Consider the following 15,242-nt stretch of genomic DNA (forward strand, 5'->3'; position numbering starts at 1 on the left):
ATCAATATTTTTTATAAAAATTATCTATAAAAAAGACGGGAGTGATACAGAATTTATAATGAAAAACTGTATCACTCCCGTATAGGTGACTGAAAGCGTAAAATATATTGTTAGTGATGTATTGTACTTTAAATAAGTAATATGACTTTAAATTTATTTTTAACTTAAGATTATTTAATTTTTAACGTTATTATTTTGTACTATTAAAACAACTATTTTATATAGAAGGAAATTGTTTATATTTATGATTATTTATCTTCTACTCGACTCCAACCCTTTTTGGTTAAAGAGATCTTACCTGTTTCAATATTAATAATTTTATGTTTGTATAAATGACCTATTGCGCGTTTAAAAGAGCCTTTACTCATATTGAACACCTCTTTAATTGCTTCTGGGCTTGATTTATCCCAAAAAGGTAATTCACCTTCATATTCTACTAATAAATCAAAGATTACTTGACCATCATCATCAAGACGTTCATGAGCTAAAGGTAAAAACGAACCATTGAGTTCCCCTTTATCATTATGACCAATAATACGTACTTCTACTTCTTCACCTAATCGGGGTTCTTCTTTACGCTCTGATTCATGCACAAAGATTTTATAGCCTTCCTTCGATAATAAGAAACTACCAATTCTTAATAGTCGATATGGTCTAGCTTTAATCAGTTCATTCTGTTTTTCATCATCATATACAGGTGTAAACATTTTTTCTACTATTGTTTCACTGGCAAGACGAGCAAACATTTGATTTTCTCTATCTATACGTAATGTTACTAACACATAATCTCCAGATTGTGGCCATAGTGATTTGACTTTTGGTAAATCTTCCCATGGGATTAGCACTTCTCTTGGTAAACCTACATCTACACGTGCACCATCTCGGTCTGTTTTTAACACTTTTGCAAAATCATATTTATCTTTAGTAATGTCAGGCATGTTTTGAGTAGCAAATAATTCGCCTGAGCGATTTGGATATATGAAGAAACTATACTCTTCACCTGTTTCTAATTCATCTTCATCATTGATTTCTGATTGATTTAATTTTACTTGTTCACCATTAGGGCCTTTTAAAAGGTATGTAGAACCTTCTAAGCCAATGACTTCTAAAAATTCAATTGAACCAACAATATCTTTATCTAATGCCATAATATTCTCCTTCGAGGGTTTGTATTCTTCATTATTATAACATGCATACTAAAAACTATCATTCACGTGTTTAGATTTGCATTAGGTCGAAACTATATAAAGAATATGATATAATTTTTCCGTTAGTTAAACGATAAATAAAGGAGTAAATGCATGCTACAAGTAACTGATGTAAGTTTACGTTTTGGCGATCGTAAACTTTTTGAAGATGTAAATATTAAGTTTACTGAAGGAAATTGTTATGGGCTTATCGGTGCTAATGGTGCTGGTAAATCAACGTTTTTAAAAATTTTATCAGGAGAAATTGATTCTCAAACAGGACATGTTTCAATGGGTAAAGATGAACGTTTAGCTGTTTTGAAACAAGATCACTTCGCCTATGAAGAAGAACGTGTATTAGATGTTGTTATCAAGGGACACGAACGCTTATATGAAGTCATGAAAGAAAAAGATGAAATTTATATGAAACCTGATTTCAGTGATGAGGATGGTATACGTGCCGCTGAACTAGAAGGTGAATTCGCCGAAATGAATGGTTGGAACGCAGAGGCTGACGCTGCTTCTTTACTTTCAGGTCTAGGCATATCTGCTGATTTACATGATAAGCAAATGTCAGAATTGGAAAATAATCAAAAAGTGAAAGTCTTATTAGCTCAAAGTTTATTTGGTGAGCCTGATGTCCTTTTACTCGATGAGCCTACCAATGGTCTAGATATTCCTGCCATTAGTTGGTTAGAGGATTTCTTAATTAACTTCGATAATACTGTCATCGTGGTATCTCATGACCGTCACTTTTTAAACAATGTATGTACACATATTGCTGATTTAGATTTCGGTAAGATTAAATTATATGTAGGTAACTATGATTTCTGGTATCAATCTAGTCAATTAGCTCAAAAAATGGCTCAAGAACAAAATAAGAAAAAAGAAGAAAAAATAAAAGAGTTACAAGACTTTATTGCACGTTTCTCAGCTAATGCCTCTAAATCTAAACAGGCAACAAGTCGTAAGAAACAATTAGAAAAAATTGAATTAGATGATATTCAACCATCTTCAAGACGTTATCCATATGTTAAATTCACACCAGAGCGTGAAATCGGTAATGATTTATTGACTGTTCAAGGACTTTCTAAAACAATTGATGGTGAAAAAGTACTTGATAACATTTCATTCACGATGAATCCTAATGATAAAGCAATTTTGATTGGAGATAGTGAAATTGCAAAAACTACATTATTGAAAATTTTAGCTGGTGAAATGGAACCTGATGAAGGTACATTTAAATGGGGTGTAACGACTTCATTAAGTTACTTCCCTAAAGATAACTCAGAGTTCTTTGAAGGCGTAGACATGAATTTAGTAGACTGGTTACGTCAATATGCACCTGAAGATGAACAAACAGAAACTTTCTTACGTGGTTTCTTAGGACGAATGTTATTTAGTGGTGAAGAAGTTAAAAAGAAAGCTAGTGTACTTTCTGGTGGTGAAAAAGTTCGCTGTATGTTAAGTAAAATGATGCTATCAAGTGCCAATGTTTTACTATTAGACGAACCTACTAACCATCTTGACTTAGAAAGTATTACAGCAGTAAATGATGGATTAGCTTCTTTCAAAGGATCAATCATCTTTACATCTTATGACTTTGAATTTATCAATACTATTGCAAATCGAGTTATTGATCTAAATCAATCAGGTGGTTTATCAAAAGAAGTTCCTTATGAAGAATATTTACAAGAAATTGGCGTATTACAAAAATAATATATAAACACATACGCACTTCCCTATTACTAAATTGGGAAGTGCGTATTTTACTATCATTTTACTCATTTGATAAATCTTTACTTACATATAGTAAAAGTACTTTCTAATTTTTCAGTCTATTTCAAAAAATCACAATTATCGGTTTACAGACACAATTGCCATATGTATAATATAAAACATAGCAATTGAATAAGAAATTGATGAGGCGCATCAATCATCAGTATATATTAGATAAACTGTCTGCAACAGCTAATATAGAAAGGGTGCGATGCCGAAATGAATCATAATCGCAGCTATGATTTGTTGGACTTTGTGGTTAAGAGCTGAAAGTTTGTCATTATTATTTAATAATGGAGTGCATCACTTGTATATAAATCACGAACAAGTTCGCACTTCCGAACTTGTTCTTTTTTATAGCGTGTGCCTCCCTATATTTTAGGAGGTAAAGTTTTGAAACGAAGTGTTTTGAAGTTCGGTGGTTCATCCGTCGCTGATTTTACAAAGATAAAAAATATTGCAGAAATGCTTAAGAACCGTGTGGATGACGGTGAACAATTAATTGTAGTTGTTAGTGCTATGGGTAAAACAACAGATCAATTAATGGATAATGTATCAAATCTTACTGCTACACCTAAAGATGAGGAACTCGCCCTACTTTTAACAACCGGTGAACAACAGACGGTATCATATTTATCCATGGTGTTAAATGATATCGGTGTTAATGCTAGAGCAATGACTGGTTATCAAGCAGGTATTAAAACGATTGGCCATCATTTGAAGAGCAGAATTGCTGAAATCAATCCAGAAACATTTGATAAAGCATTCATCGACAAAGATGTATTAGTCGTTGCTGGTTTCCAAGGTATCAATGATGCATTTGAACTTACAACGTTAGGACGTGGAGGATCAGATACAACGGCAGTTGCAATTGCTGCAAGTAATCAAATTCCATGTGAAATATATACTGATGTTGATGGCGTTTATGCCACTGACCCTCGAATATTAAGTGAGGCAAAACGGTTAGATTATGTTTCTTATGAAGAAATGATGGAAATGAGTGCATTAGGTGCAGGTGTTCTTGAAACTCGAAGCGTAGAACTTGCTAAGAACTATGATATCCCATTGTATCTCGGTAGAACTTTATCAAATGAGAAAGGAACATGGATTATGTCAAGGACAGATTTATTAGAGAAAAAAGCAGTAACAGGTGTAGCATTAGATAAACATATGATGCACGTTACAATTAGTTATCCCCTACCTGATAATCGTCTTTTAACGCAATTGTTCACAGCATTAGAAGAAGGTTCAGTAAATGTGGATATGATATCCCAAATAGTTAACGTTGAAGGATTGCAGCTATCATTCTCTATTAAAGATAGTGATGTACAACAAATTTCAACTATTTTAAGTAACCTTTCTTCTTCATTTAACGCATTGGATTATAAAATTAATGAAGAATACGTTAAAATTTCGCTTATTGGTTCGGGTATGAGAGATATGTCGGGCGTTGCATCAAAGGCTTTCATTACTTTAATTAATGCTAATATCCCATTCTATCAAACTACAACATCTGAAATTAGTATTTCTTATGTGATTGATGCTGATAATGGAGAAAAAGCGGTTGAAGTATTATACAATGCATTTGATATTTAAACATCAACATGCTATTTATAAATAATTTTTTTAAAATTCAAACAAATGATATTGGAGTGACTTTTATGACAAGATTAGCAGTAGTCGGAGCAACAGGTTTAGTTGGAACAAAAATGTTAGAAACAATTGATCGCAAAAACATCAAGTTCGATGAGTTAGTATTATTCTCATCAGCTAGATCAGCAGGTAAAGAAGTTCAATTTCAAGGTCAAACGTATGTTGTACAAGAATTAACAGAAGAAGCAGCAAGTGAAAAATTTGACTACGTTCTAATGAGTGCCGGTGGTGGCACAAGTGCACAATTCGCCCCAATCTTTGAAAAAGCAGGTGCAATTGTCATCGATAACTCTAGTCAATGGCGCATGACTGAAGATATTGACTTAATTGTACCTGAAGTAAATCAACCTGAATTTAAGCGCGGCATTATTGCCAACCCTAACTGTTCTACAATTCAATCAGTAGTACCTTTAAAAGTTTTACAAGATCAATTTGGTTTAAAACGTGTTGCATATACAACTTATCAAGCTGTTTCAGGTTCAGGTATTAAAGGTAAAAGAGATTTAGCTGAAGGCGCAAATGGTAAAGAACCAGAAGCGTATCCTCACCCTATTTATAATAATGTATTACCACATATTGACGTATTCTTAGAGGATGGATATACAAAAGAAGAACAAAAAATGATTGATGAAACACGCAAGATTTTACATGAACCTGAATTAAAAGTAACTGCAACATGTGCACGTGTTCCAGTACAAGATAGTCATAGTGTCGAAATTGACGTTACTTTAGATAAGGAAGCAACTGTACAAGAAATTAAAGATTTATTTGATAAAGACGAACGTGTAGTATTAGTTGATAACCCTGAAAAAAATGAATATCCTCAGGCGCTTAACTCTACTGGTAGAGATGAAGTATTTGTAGGCCGTATCCGTAGAGATGACTCATTAGATAATACATTCCACGTTTGGTGCACATCTGATAATTTATTAAAAGGTGCAGCATTGAATGCAGTACAAGTATTAGAGCAAGTAATCAATTTAAAAGGAGCTAGATAATATGCCACATTTATTCGAAGGTGTGGGAGTAGCACTTGCTACCCCATTCACAAATAATGAAGTTGATTATAATGCATTAGAAAGACACGTAGATTTCCTATTAGACAATGGTGTAAAAGCTATTATTGTTAATGGAACTACAGCTGAGAGCCCTACTTTAACTGAAGAAGAAAAAGAACAAGTATTGGAGTCGGTTATAAAGCAAGTTAATCATCGTGTGACAATTATTGCAGGTACAGGTACGAATAATACTGCCAAATCAATTCAAGCATCTCAACGCGCTAAAGCACTTGGTGCAGATGCAATTATGTTGATTACCCCCTACTACAATAAAACAAATCAACGTGGCTTAGTTAAACACTTCGAAACGATTGCGAATGAAGTTGAATTGCCAGTTGTACTATATAATGTACCTTCTCGTACAAATATGATAATTGAACCAGAGACAGTTGAAACATTAAGTCATAACCAATATATTGTTGCAATCAAAGATGCCACAAATGACTTTGAATATTATGAAGACGTTAAAAGTCGTATCAATCAAGAAGAATTCGCTTTATATAGTGGTAACGATGATAATGTTGTCGAATTTTATCAAAGAGGTGGCAATGGTGTTATCTCAGTTATTGCAAATGCAATTCCTAAAGAATTCCAAGCTTTATATGATGCTAAACAAAGTGGACAAGATATTTCAAACGATTTCGAACCAATTAGTAATTTATTAGATGCGCTTTCTGTAGATGTTAATCCTATTCCAATTAAAGCGTTAACAAGTCATTTAGGTTTTGGTAACTATGAATTGCGTTTACCACTTCTTCCGTTAGAAGATGCAGATGCCAAAGTCTTAATCAATGCATTTGAACAGTTTAAAGCAGGTGAACTTTAATGAAAATTTTACTTATTGGTTACGGCGCAATGAATCAAAGAGTGGCTCGTTTAGCAGAGGAAAAAGGTCATGAAATTATAGGTGTTATTGAGCCTCAAAAAAATGAGACAACACCATATACACACTATGATCACATTGCTGATGCACAAAATGAAGCGGATGTAGCGATTGATTTTTCAAATCCTAATCTATTATTACCACTTCTTGAAGAAGAGTTTCAATTACCTTTAGTTATAGCTACTACAGGTGAAAAAGAAAAATTAGTTGAAAAGTTAAATGAATTAAGCCATAACATGCCCGTATTCTTTAGTGCAAATATGAGTTATGGTGTACATGCTCTAACTAAAATATTAGAAGCAGCTGTACCACTTCTGCAAGATTATGATATCGAGTTGACTGAAGCACATCATAATAAAAAAGTAGATGCTCCTAGTGGTACATTAGTAAAATTATATGATGTTATTAAAGACTTACGCCAAAATATCACACCAGTTTATGATCGACATGAACATACAGAACAACGCACTAAAGATGAAGTTGGCATTCACTCAATTCGTGGTGGGACTATTGTAGGTGAACATGATGTATTATTTGCAGGAACAGATGAAACTATTACAATCTCACATAAAGCACAGTCTAAAGATATTTTTGCAAATGGAGCAATCACTGCTGCTGAAAAATTAATAAACCAATCTAACGGTTATTACACGTTTGACAACCTATAAGATATAAAATCTAGCGAATAATAAGGAGAGACTTAAATTATGGTACAACATTTATCAGCTGAGGAAATTATTCAATATATTAGTGACGCCAAAAAATCTACACCATTAAAAGTATATGTTAATGGTAATTTTGATGGTGTTACCTTCCCTGATTCTTTTAAAGTATTTGGTTCCGACAATTCTAAAGTAATCTTTTGTGAAGCAGATGATTGGAAACCATTCTATGAATCAAACCAATCTACAATTACTGAGTTAGAAATTGAAATGGATCGTCGTAATTCAGCAATTCCACTTAAAGATTTAACAAATACGAATGCGCGTATTGAACCAGGTGCATTTATACGTGAACAAGCAATTATTGAGGACGGTGCTGTCGTTATGATGGGCGCAACAATCAATATTGGTGCTGTAGTTGGTGAAGGAACTATGATTGATATGAATGCTACATTAGGCGGTCGTGCGACAACTGGTAAGAATGTGCATGTAGGTGCTGGCGCCGTTCTAGCTGGCGTAATTGAGCCTCCTAGTGCTTCACCAGTAGTCATAGATGATAATGTATTAATTGGTGCTAATGCAGTCATTTTAGAAGGTGTTCATGTTGGCGAAGGCGCAATTGTCGCTGCAGGTGCTATTGTTACTCAAGATGTTCCAGCTGGTGCAGTCGTAGCTGGTACCCCTGCTAAAGTGATTAAACAAACTTCGGAAGTAGAAGACTCTAAACGTGAAATTGTTTCAGCATTAAGAAAATTAAATGACTAATGATATGAGTATTTGATGAGTGGCTATGACAAAAAGACTATTTTATAGCTGTATTGCATAATCACAATAGCTTACTGAACTGAGAAGGCGCTTAACTGAGCCCTTCTCAGTTTTAGTTATTCTCATGAAGAGTGGATTTGGCATAGTAAAGCGTATTTATTTAGAATTTTTACCAACAGGCCAAGCATTGGGCAAATAATCCATACGCCCCTATTTCAAAATTAATACTATTTTAAATTAATATCACGTCATACATAAAAAGATGAAATAAGTTACAATATTAATAAGACTAATTAAGTTAATAAAGGAATGATATGATGAGTGAATTAGAGTTTGTAACTAAACATAGAAGACATTTACATCAACATCCAGAATTAAGTTTACATGAATGCGAGACGACAAAATACATCACACAGTTTTTAGAAGAATTAGGCGTGTCATATGAGCGCCCTCTTGAAACTGGTGCAATAGCATACTTAAACGGTAATAGTGATCATACCATTGCATTTCGTGCGGATATCGATGCGTTACCAATTTTTGAAGAAAATGATGTCGATTATCGAAGTCAAACGGATAATGTAATGCATGCATGTGGTCACGACGGACATACAACGGCATTAATGTTATTTGTTAAACGATGCAAAGAAATGTTCGATAAAGGAACACTTCCACACAACGTTGTATTCATCTTCCAACCTGCCGAAGAAACTGGTGGCGGAGCGAATCGTCTAATTAAAGCAGGTGCGTTTAATAACTATCCAATAGAAGCTGTTTTTGGCATCCATGTTAATCCATTTGCCGATGAAGGACAAGTTGTTATCCGTGATGAAGAAATTACAGCAAGTGCAACTGAATATCGCTTCTTCTTAAAAGGATTATCAAGTCATGTTGCAGATAAAGAGCAAGGTCATTCATGTGGAGAAGCCCTTCTACACGTTCTAAATCAAGTAGGACAAATACAACAGTATCATCTTAATGGCTTAAAACGAAATATTGTTCATATGGGTCATTTTGAAGCTGGAGAAGCTATTAACACTGTAGCAAGCCATGGATATTTAGAAGGAACGATTCGAACTTATGATCCAAATGATTTAAATGTAGTAAAAACACAAATGCATAAAATTGCTGAAAGTGTAAGCTTATTATTTAATGTGGATTGTGAAGTGAAATTTGAAGAAGGCTACCCACCTACGATGAATAGCCCTAAACTACGTGCGAGTGTAGAACAAGCGATTAATGCTGCAAATCTAGAAGTTATAGATAAGCCTCTTCCATTCTTATTTGGAGAAGACTTTAGCTTCTATGGTCAACAGTTAGCCCCAGCTTACTTTGCATTTGTAGGCACTCGAAATGAAGACAAAGGTTTTGTGACTGGACTTCATACATCTCATCTTAATTTTGATGAAAAAGTATTAATCTATGTGGCAAATTATTATGAACAATTATTAATGCATTATGGAGAGGAGTAATTCACATTGACAGCAATATGGTCCGTCGATAAAGAAGCGTTTTTACAAAATGCTATTAAAGTTAAAAATGATAATTCAATTATGGCTGTGGTGAAGAACAACGCTTATCATTATGGTTTGGAGTTTGCTGTTACTTCTTTTTTAAAAGCTGGAATTAATACATTCAGCACTACCTCTTTAAAAGAAGCCATTAAAGTACGAGAAATAGCACCTGATGCCACTATATTCTTAATGAACGCTGTTTATGATTTTGAAAAAGTAAGACAATATCAAATACAAATGACTTTACCGTCATTAGCCTACTATTACAAATATAAGAATGATTTGAGTGGTATCAAAGTGCACTTAGAATTTGAAAATTTACTTCATCGTTCAGGATTTAAAACATTAGAAGAAATTAGAGAAGTACTCAAAGACCATTTTGCAAATACAAATGAAGAGAAAATGATTATTAGTGGTTTATGGACGCACTTTGGTTACGCAGATGAATTTGATGTCCCTGAGTATAGTATAGAACGTGAAGCATGGTTAAATGTAGTAAATTCATTGTTAAATGAAGGATATAAATTTGATTTAATCCATGCACAAAATAGTGCAAGTTACTATCGTGAAGGTCAGAAACTTTTACCCTACCATACTCATGCGCGTGTAGGCATTGCATTGTATGGGTCTCGACCATATAGTGCTTTAAATGAATATAGTATTAAACAATCTCTTACTGTAAAAGGTAATGTGATACAAGTGCGTGAAGTGAATGCTGGAGATAATTGTGGGTATAGTTTTGCCTTTGAAGCTACTAGAGACCATACGCGATTAGCAGTTGTAGATGTAGGCTATGGAGATGGTATTCTTAAATCGAGAGCTAAACATGAAGCATTAATAAATGGCAAACGCTACCCTATTCGTGCATTAATGATGAGTCACATGTTTGTTGAAGTTGATGAGGAAGTCGATGCACAAGATGAAGTGATATTATATAATAACGATATACGCATTGATGAATATACATTCAAAGGTGTAGGCGCTAATTCAGAACAACTTAGTGCGATGAATCATGATTCTCTCATAAAGGAGTATAGATAAAATGGCAGTAAAATATAATGATTATGGTGAGTTAACAATGGCAGGTACAAGTTTAAAGACACTTGCACAAAGCTTTGGTACCCCTACTATTGTTTATGACGAAGATGAAATTCGCAATCAAATGCGTAGATATCATTCAGCTTTTCAAAAAAGTGGTTTAAAATATAATATTTCATATGCTTCGAAAGCATTTACATGTATCCAAATGGTCAAATTAGTACAAGAAGAAGACTTACAATTAGATGTAGTTTCTGAAGGTGAATTATATACTGCATTAGAAGCAAAGTTTGACCCAAGTAAGATCCACTTCCATGGGAATAACAAAACCAAACGTGAAATACAATACGCTTTAGAAAGTGGCGTTGGTTATTTTGTTATCGATTCACTTGAGGAAATTGAATTAATCGACAGATATGCGAGCGACACTGTAAATGTAGTATTACGCGTTAATCCTGGTGTTGAAGCACATACGCATGAGTTTATTCAAACTGGCCAAGAAGATAGTAAATTCGGTTTATCAATTCGCCATGGCTTAGCGATTGAAGCGGTTAATAAAGTGCGCGACTCTAAACGTTTACATTTAAAGGGTATTCACTTCCATATTGGTTCTCAAATCGAAGGAACTGAAGCGATGATTGAAACTGCTAAGATTGTGCTTAACTGGCTTTCTGAAAATGATATCAAAGTTGAATTACTTAATCTAGGTGGAGGTTTCGGTATCAAATACGTTGAAGGAGACGTAAGCTTCCCTATTGAGGAAGGTATTGCAGAAATTACAGATGCAATTAAAGCTGAAACTGAACGTCTAAATTATGAAGTACCGGAAATTGGTATTGAACCAGGCCGTTCTATTGTTGGAGAAGCTGGAATTACTTTATACGAAGTAGGTACAATTAAAGAAATTCCTGAAGTAAACAAATATGTTTCAATTGATGGTGGCATGAGCGATCACATTAGAACTGCATTATATGGTGCCAAATATCAAGCATTATTAGTAAACCGTCATGAAGAAGCTGATGAAACAGTAACAATTGCTGGTAAATTATGTGAATCAGGTGACATCATTATTCGTGATGCGAAACTCCCTTCTTCTGTTAAACGTGGTGATTACCTAGCGATTCTTTCTACAGGAGCATATCATTACTCTATGGCTTCTAATTACAACCAAATGCAGAAACCACCTGTATTTTTCTTAAAAGATGGTAAAGCACGTGAAGTTATTAAACGCCAATCATTACGTCAATTAATTATTAACGATACTAAATAACAATTACCAATTTTAAAAATAATTCCAAAGAATGTTAAATGAAAAATTTAAATTTTAAAACCTACGTAGACTTTATAAATTTTGCTACGTAGGTTTTTAATATCTTAATAATTAATACTATTATATATATTTACTAATATTGTAATTTTTTAAAAATAAGTTTTGATACAAGGTATATAACTACTATGTATACTAAAGTAATAACGCTCATTATTAATAAATTTTGTGAAAAGCTAATATTACTATCTAATTTGATAAAGTTTGAAGGGAAAAGCTTAATTTTATCAATACTGTCTGTAACTTTTATGAGAATAAATCCTGTAATTAGAGTAATAATAGTTACTCCAGTATTGAAACGTATAGATGCAATAAGTGATAAAAATATTAGAATAGCATCTGTAAAAAATAATCCTATCAAATTTGTCATTAAATAATGATTATATTTAGTATCTTTTAATAATAAAGAATGTGATGAATAATCATGATTATTCACAAAATATAAATAAACAATTATTGAGGATACACACAATATAATTAGAAAAGTAATATAAACAATAATGATTGATAAAAACTTATTATTAAAAATTTTATTTCTATTCTGATCTTTGAAAAAAAGAAGACGACTAGTACTAATTTCATTATAGAATAATATTGATGCTAAATAAGCAACTATTATTAATGATAGCATTGACTTTTGCTGGGTATCATATATCGCAATAAAGGTTTCCAAAAAGCTTACACTACCAGCTTGACTAGCTGAGAGTGATAAGAAATTACTATTTAAAAATTGTGCTAAAAATATTAATAAAGGATAGAGACCTAAAATTAAAAGTAACCATGTGGCACGTATCTTAAAAACATACATGAATATAAATTTAAACATTAGAAATACCTACTCTTGATAAAAATATGATTCTAAATCATGTGAGTTATGTATAACTTCTAATAAAGAATTATCCCCTAACTCTACAAGTAATTTAGACAAGTTATCGTTCTCATTTTTTATAGTGACAATATTTAAGTCTATTTTTTCAATAAATGAGAACTTAGAAAGTAAATTGTCAATATTGTTAATTATTTTTTTAAATTTCAATTTTATAATATTGTTTTGTTCTTTAGCATCTATTTCTGTAATCTTTCGGTTATTTAATAATAAAAACCTTGTACACAATCCTTCTAATTCTTTTAATTGATGACTAGATATTAAAAAAATTGTGTCATTCTCTTTAGAAAATTGTTCGATTATTGTTATTAATTTTTGTACTCCAATAGGATCTAAACCTAAAAATGGCTCATCTAAAATAGCAACTTTTGGTTTGATTATTAAACATAACGCCAAACATAATCGCTGTTTCATACCATATGAAAAGTATTTTACTTTCTTCGAGTTATCTTCTAGAGCAACTAGATTTAAAATTTTACTTATATCTTTAGAATATTCTTTTTTATTATTAATTTCTAAGTAATATTCTAAATTTTTTCTAGCGCTAATTTCAGGGAAATAGATTTGATTAATCATAAATGCAAAATCATTTAAAACGTTATCTTTACTATTTATATCAATGCCATTATAAAAAATATGACCTTGGGTAGGCAACTGAGATTTAGCAATTAGCTTCATTAAAGTAGTTTTACCTGCCCCATTAGTACCAAGCAAACCGACTTTTTCACCTTTACATATTTTGAAATTTATATTTTCTAAAATTGCTTTTTTACGATAATTTTTTGAAATATTTTTAAATTCTAACATTTTTCTCCCCTTTTTTAAATTTAATAAATATTATGAATAGTTGTGGTATTAAATAAGCCAATATTAAAAAAATTACTTGAGAGATTTCTAACATATTTGGTGACACTTGTATATTTATATCATTATTATCAATATTATATTTAGAAACATATTCTAAATAACCATCTAGATTCATAATATATAAACTGTAAATTATATAATAAAAAACATTAAATGCAACAGTGATTAACACATGTAATATTGATGGTTTAACAAAGATTATTGCTATTGAAGAAATTAAGCAAGGAATAATAATAGTTAAAACAGTTGATAAAAATAAATTTATATCTAAGCCCAAATAAGCTAAATAAATATAAAAAATACAATTTACTAAAATCGAAATAAGTGCTAATTTCATACAATCACCCTATTACTTTTGAAACTAAAATATTATAAATCCAATGAACACTTATAGATGCTCTAAGACCAAAAGCATATCTTAATAAATATAATAAAATACTGGATGGGAATCTAATTAATAAATTTGTTATTATTGACTCATTTAAATGTAATAACAAAGAAAACAATAAAGAACCTATAATAATTGAATTGATAAAACTAAAATTATTTAATAGGATTTTATAAACAACTTCTCTAAATAAATATTCTTCTCCCATTGCAATTGTTAAATAAAATAATGTTAATTTAAAATCATCAAAAAAAATAAAACACTAAAATAAAAATAATTGTGTAAATTAATATATTTGAAAATTTATACATTGAGTATGGATCGAATTTATAAGAAAAAATTGAAGAAAGATAAGTAGGTATTATTAAAAAACAGATGTTAATACTTAACAATAAAACTATAAACTCTAAAAATTCTGATTTTATTAGATAAGCAGTTAAGCCTATTAATAAATTTAGCATCATTGAACTACTGAGTATTATACAAATAATTGCAAATATACAAATTATTCTTCGATTTTTTAAGATTGATATTACCATTTAATATGACGGCCACGATAGCCGATATAAAATCTACCAATTGAGAATTGGAATATATCTAAAAGTTTTAACATAATCATCTCTCCTTTCTCCTACTTATCAGTATAATAATATATTTATACAATAAAAACAATATTGTATTTTGCGCTATTCAATAAAAGGCAAACTCTTTTTATAAAAAAATGAGATCAACGAAACAAATTGATAGTTTCATTGATCTCATTTTTCGTAGAACTTTTTCTTAAGCAATTTTAACTTAAAAATAAAAAACACCCTACATCTTGGTAAGGTGTTACTAAAGTCAATATTTAACAATCTATTTATTATAGTTTTACAACGTTTGCAGCTTGAGGACCGCGGTCGCCTTCAACTACTTCAAATTCAACTGATTGACCTTCTTCTAATGATTTGTAACCATCTTGGTTAATTGCTGAAAAGTGTACGAATACGTCGTTTTCACCTTCAACTTCGATAAAACCAAAACCTTTTTCAGCGTTAAACCATTTAACTGTACCTTGTTTCATAATTCTGAAACCTCCAAGACTAAATTCTTTCAATATGCATTATTCGCATATTACAAAAAATACATGTGACAATTATGTATTAATAACAAAACGCTATAAATAACTCTTACAGATATTCTTTGCAATATGGAATAAAACCATTGCTTAATAATAATTATATGTTAGTTCTTACCAA

15 protein-coding genes and 1 riboswitch are annotated in these 15,242 nt (G+C 31.5%); of the genes, 9 read left to right on the forward strand and 6 right to left on the reverse strand.

Annotated features, from left to right (window positions below):
• Positions 1 to 248: 248 nt before the first annotated feature.
• On the reverse strand, positions 249 to 1,148 hold the full coding sequence (gene cvfB, locus F1592_RS01130) for an RNA-binding virulence regulatory protein CvfB (protein ID WP_037537111.1): 900 nt from the start codon (positions 1,146 to 1,148) through the stop codon (positions 249 to 251).
• 153 nt (positions 1,149 to 1,301) lie between these two features.
• Here cvfB and F1592_RS01135 point away from each other — a divergent pair, with 153 nt between their 5' ends.
• The 9 genes from F1592_RS01135 to lysA all read left to right on the forward strand — a co-directional run bounded on the left by F1592_RS01135 (position 1,302) and on the right by lysA (position 11,806).
• Positions 1,302 to 2,906, forward strand: a complete 1,605-nt coding sequence (locus tag F1592_RS01135) for an ABC-F family ATP-binding cassette domain-containing protein (RefSeq protein ID WP_011275812.1) — start codon at positions 1,302 to 1,304, stop codon at positions 2,904 to 2,906.
• Between the two features lie 195 nt (positions 2,907 to 3,101).
• A riboswitch (Lysine riboswitch) is annotated at positions 3,102 to 3,278 on the forward strand.
• Positions 3,279 to 3,359: 81 nt separating this feature from the next.
• Entirely contained in the window at positions 3,360 to 4,562 is a 1,203-nt protein-coding gene (locus tag F1592_RS01140; protein WP_053017689.1) for an aspartate kinase, read from the forward strand.
• Between the two features lie 65 nt (positions 4,563 to 4,627).
• On the forward strand, positions 4,628 to 5,617 hold the full coding sequence (locus tag F1592_RS01145; RefSeq protein ID WP_011275809.1) for an aspartate-semialdehyde dehydrogenase: 990 nt from the start codon (positions 4,628 to 4,630) through the stop codon (positions 5,615 to 5,617).
• 1 nt (position 5,618) lies between these two features.
• Positions 5,619 to 6,503, forward strand: a complete 885-nt coding sequence (dapA, locus tag F1592_RS01150; protein ID WP_149809351.1) for a 4-hydroxy-tetrahydrodipicolinate synthase — start codon at positions 5,619 to 5,621, stop codon at positions 6,501 to 6,503.
• A complete protein-coding gene (dapB, locus tag F1592_RS01155) occupies positions 6,503 to 7,228 on the forward strand; it encodes a 4-hydroxy-tetrahydrodipicolinate reductase (protein WP_053017686.1) in 726 nt (241 codons plus the stop codon). The genes dapA and dapB overlap by 1 nt, the downstream gene beginning before the upstream one ends.
• A gap of 39 nt (positions 7,229 to 7,267) precedes the next feature.
• Complete coding sequence (dapD, locus tag F1592_RS01160) at positions 7,268 to 7,987, forward strand: 2,3,4,5-tetrahydropyridine-2,6-dicarboxylate N-acetyltransferase (RefSeq protein WP_011275806.1); 720 nt, start codon at positions 7,268 to 7,270, stop codon at positions 7,985 to 7,987.
• A gap of 317 nt (positions 7,988 to 8,304) precedes the next feature.
• The gene (locus F1592_RS01165) at positions 8,305 to 9,456 is read left to right on the forward strand and encodes an amidohydrolase (RefSeq protein WP_107610020.1); all 1,152 of its coding nucleotides are present in this window, start codon (positions 8,305 to 8,307) and stop codon (positions 9,454 to 9,456) included.
• A gap of 6 nt (positions 9,457 to 9,462) precedes the next feature.
• Positions 9,463 to 10,539, forward strand: coding sequence for an alanine racemase (locus tag F1592_RS01170; protein WP_053017679.1), 1,077 nt, complete (start codon positions 9,463 to 9,465; stop codon positions 10,537 to 10,539).
• A 1-nt stretch (position 10,540) separates the two neighbouring features.
• Positions 10,541 to 11,806, forward strand: coding sequence for a diaminopimelate decarboxylase (gene lysA / locus F1592_RS01175; RefSeq protein WP_053017677.1), 1,266 nt, complete (start codon positions 10,541 to 10,543; stop codon positions 11,804 to 11,806).
• Between the two features lie 133 nt (positions 11,807 to 11,939).
• Here lysA and F1592_RS01180 read toward each other — a convergent pair whose 3' ends face one another.
• The 5 genes from F1592_RS01180 to cspA all read right to left on the reverse strand — a co-directional run bounded on the left by F1592_RS01180 (position 11,940) and on the right by cspA (position 15,067).
• Complete coding sequence (locus F1592_RS01180) at positions 11,940 to 12,689, reverse strand: membrane protein (protein WP_037537103.1); 750 nt, start codon at positions 12,687 to 12,689, stop codon at positions 11,940 to 11,942.
• A 9-nt stretch (positions 12,690 to 12,698) separates the two neighbouring features.
• A complete protein-coding gene (locus tag F1592_RS01185; RefSeq protein ID WP_149809352.1) occupies positions 12,699 to 13,556 on the reverse strand; it encodes an ABC transporter ATP-binding protein in 858 nt (285 codons plus the stop codon).
• A complete protein-coding gene (locus F1592_RS01190) occupies positions 13,543 to 13,953 on the reverse strand; it encodes an Msa family membrane protein (protein ID WP_053017673.1) in 411 nt (136 codons plus the stop codon). The genes F1592_RS01185 and F1592_RS01190 overlap by 14 nt, the downstream gene beginning before the upstream one ends.
• A gap of 4 nt (positions 13,954 to 13,957) precedes the next feature.
• Positions 13,958 to 14,212 carry a CPBP family glutamic-type intramembrane protease gene (locus tag F1592_RS13670; RefSeq protein ID WP_228480716.1) on the reverse strand — a complete coding sequence of 85 codons (255 nt, stop codon included), beginning with the start codon at positions 14,210 to 14,212 and terminating at the stop codon, positions 13,958 to 13,960.
• 654 nt (positions 14,213 to 14,866) lie between these two features.
• Positions 14,867 to 15,067: a cold shock protein CspA gene (gene cspA / locus F1592_RS01200; protein WP_002433901.1), complete on the reverse strand. Its 201-nt coding sequence runs from the start codon at positions 15,065 to 15,067 to the stop codon at positions 14,867 to 14,869.
• Positions 15,068 to 15,242 lie beyond the last annotated feature (175 nt).

Origin of the sequence: Staphylococcus sp. GDX7P312P (assembly GCF_008385775.1) — a bacterium.
Taxonomy (GTDB): domain Bacteria; phylum Bacillota; class Bacilli; order Staphylococcales; family Staphylococcaceae; genus Staphylococcus; species Staphylococcus haemolyticus.

What these genes read in the sequence shown, in the direction of transcription:
- cvfB (WP_037537111.1), bottom strand. Translation starts at nt 1,148, where the DNA reads ATGGCATTAGATAAAGATATTGTTGGTTCAATTGAATTTTTAGAAGTC.
- F1592_RS01135 (WP_011275812.1), top strand. Translation starts at nt 1,302, where the DNA reads ATGCTACAAGTAACTGATGTAAGTTTACGTTTTGGCGATCGTAAACTT.
- F1592_RS01145 (WP_011275809.1), top strand. Translation starts at nt 4,628, where the DNA reads ATGACAAGATTAGCAGTAGTCGGAGCAACAGGTTTAGTTGGAACAAAA.
- dapA (WP_149809351.1), top strand. Translation starts at nt 5,619, where the DNA reads ATGCCACATTTATTCGAAGGTGTGGGAGTAGCACTTGCTACCCCATTC.
- dapB (WP_053017686.1), top strand. Translation starts at nt 6,503, where the DNA reads ATGAAAATTTTACTTATTGGTTACGGCGCAATGAATCAAAGAGTGGCT.
- dapD (WP_011275806.1), top strand. Translation starts at nt 7,268, where the DNA reads ATGGTACAACATTTATCAGCTGAGGAAATTATTCAATATATTAGTGAC.
- F1592_RS01165 (WP_107610020.1), top strand. Translation starts at nt 8,305, where the DNA reads ATGAGTGAATTAGAGTTTGTAACTAAACATAGAAGACATTTACATCAA.
- lysA (WP_053017677.1), top strand. Translation starts at nt 10,541, where the DNA reads ATGGCAGTAAAATATAATGATTATGGTGAGTTAACAATGGCAGGTACA.
- F1592_RS01180 (WP_037537103.1), bottom strand. Translation starts at nt 12,689, where the DNA reads ATGTTTAAATTTATATTCATGTATGTTTTTAAGATACGTGCCACATGG.
- F1592_RS01185 (WP_149809352.1), bottom strand. Translation starts at nt 13,556, where the DNA reads ATGTTAGAATTTAAAAATATTTCAAAAAATTATCGTAAAAAAGCAATT.
- F1592_RS01190 (WP_053017673.1), bottom strand. Translation starts at nt 13,953, where the DNA reads ATGAAATTAGCACTTATTTCGATTTTAGTAAATTGTATTTTTTATATT.
- F1592_RS13670 (WP_228480716.1), bottom strand. Translation starts at nt 14,212, where the DNA reads ATGGGAGAAGAATATTTATTTAGAGAAGTTGTTTATAAAATCCTATTA.
- cspA (WP_002433901.1), bottom strand. Translation starts at nt 15,067, where the DNA reads ATGAAACAAGGTACAGTTAAATGGTTTAACGCTGAAAAAGGTTTTGGT.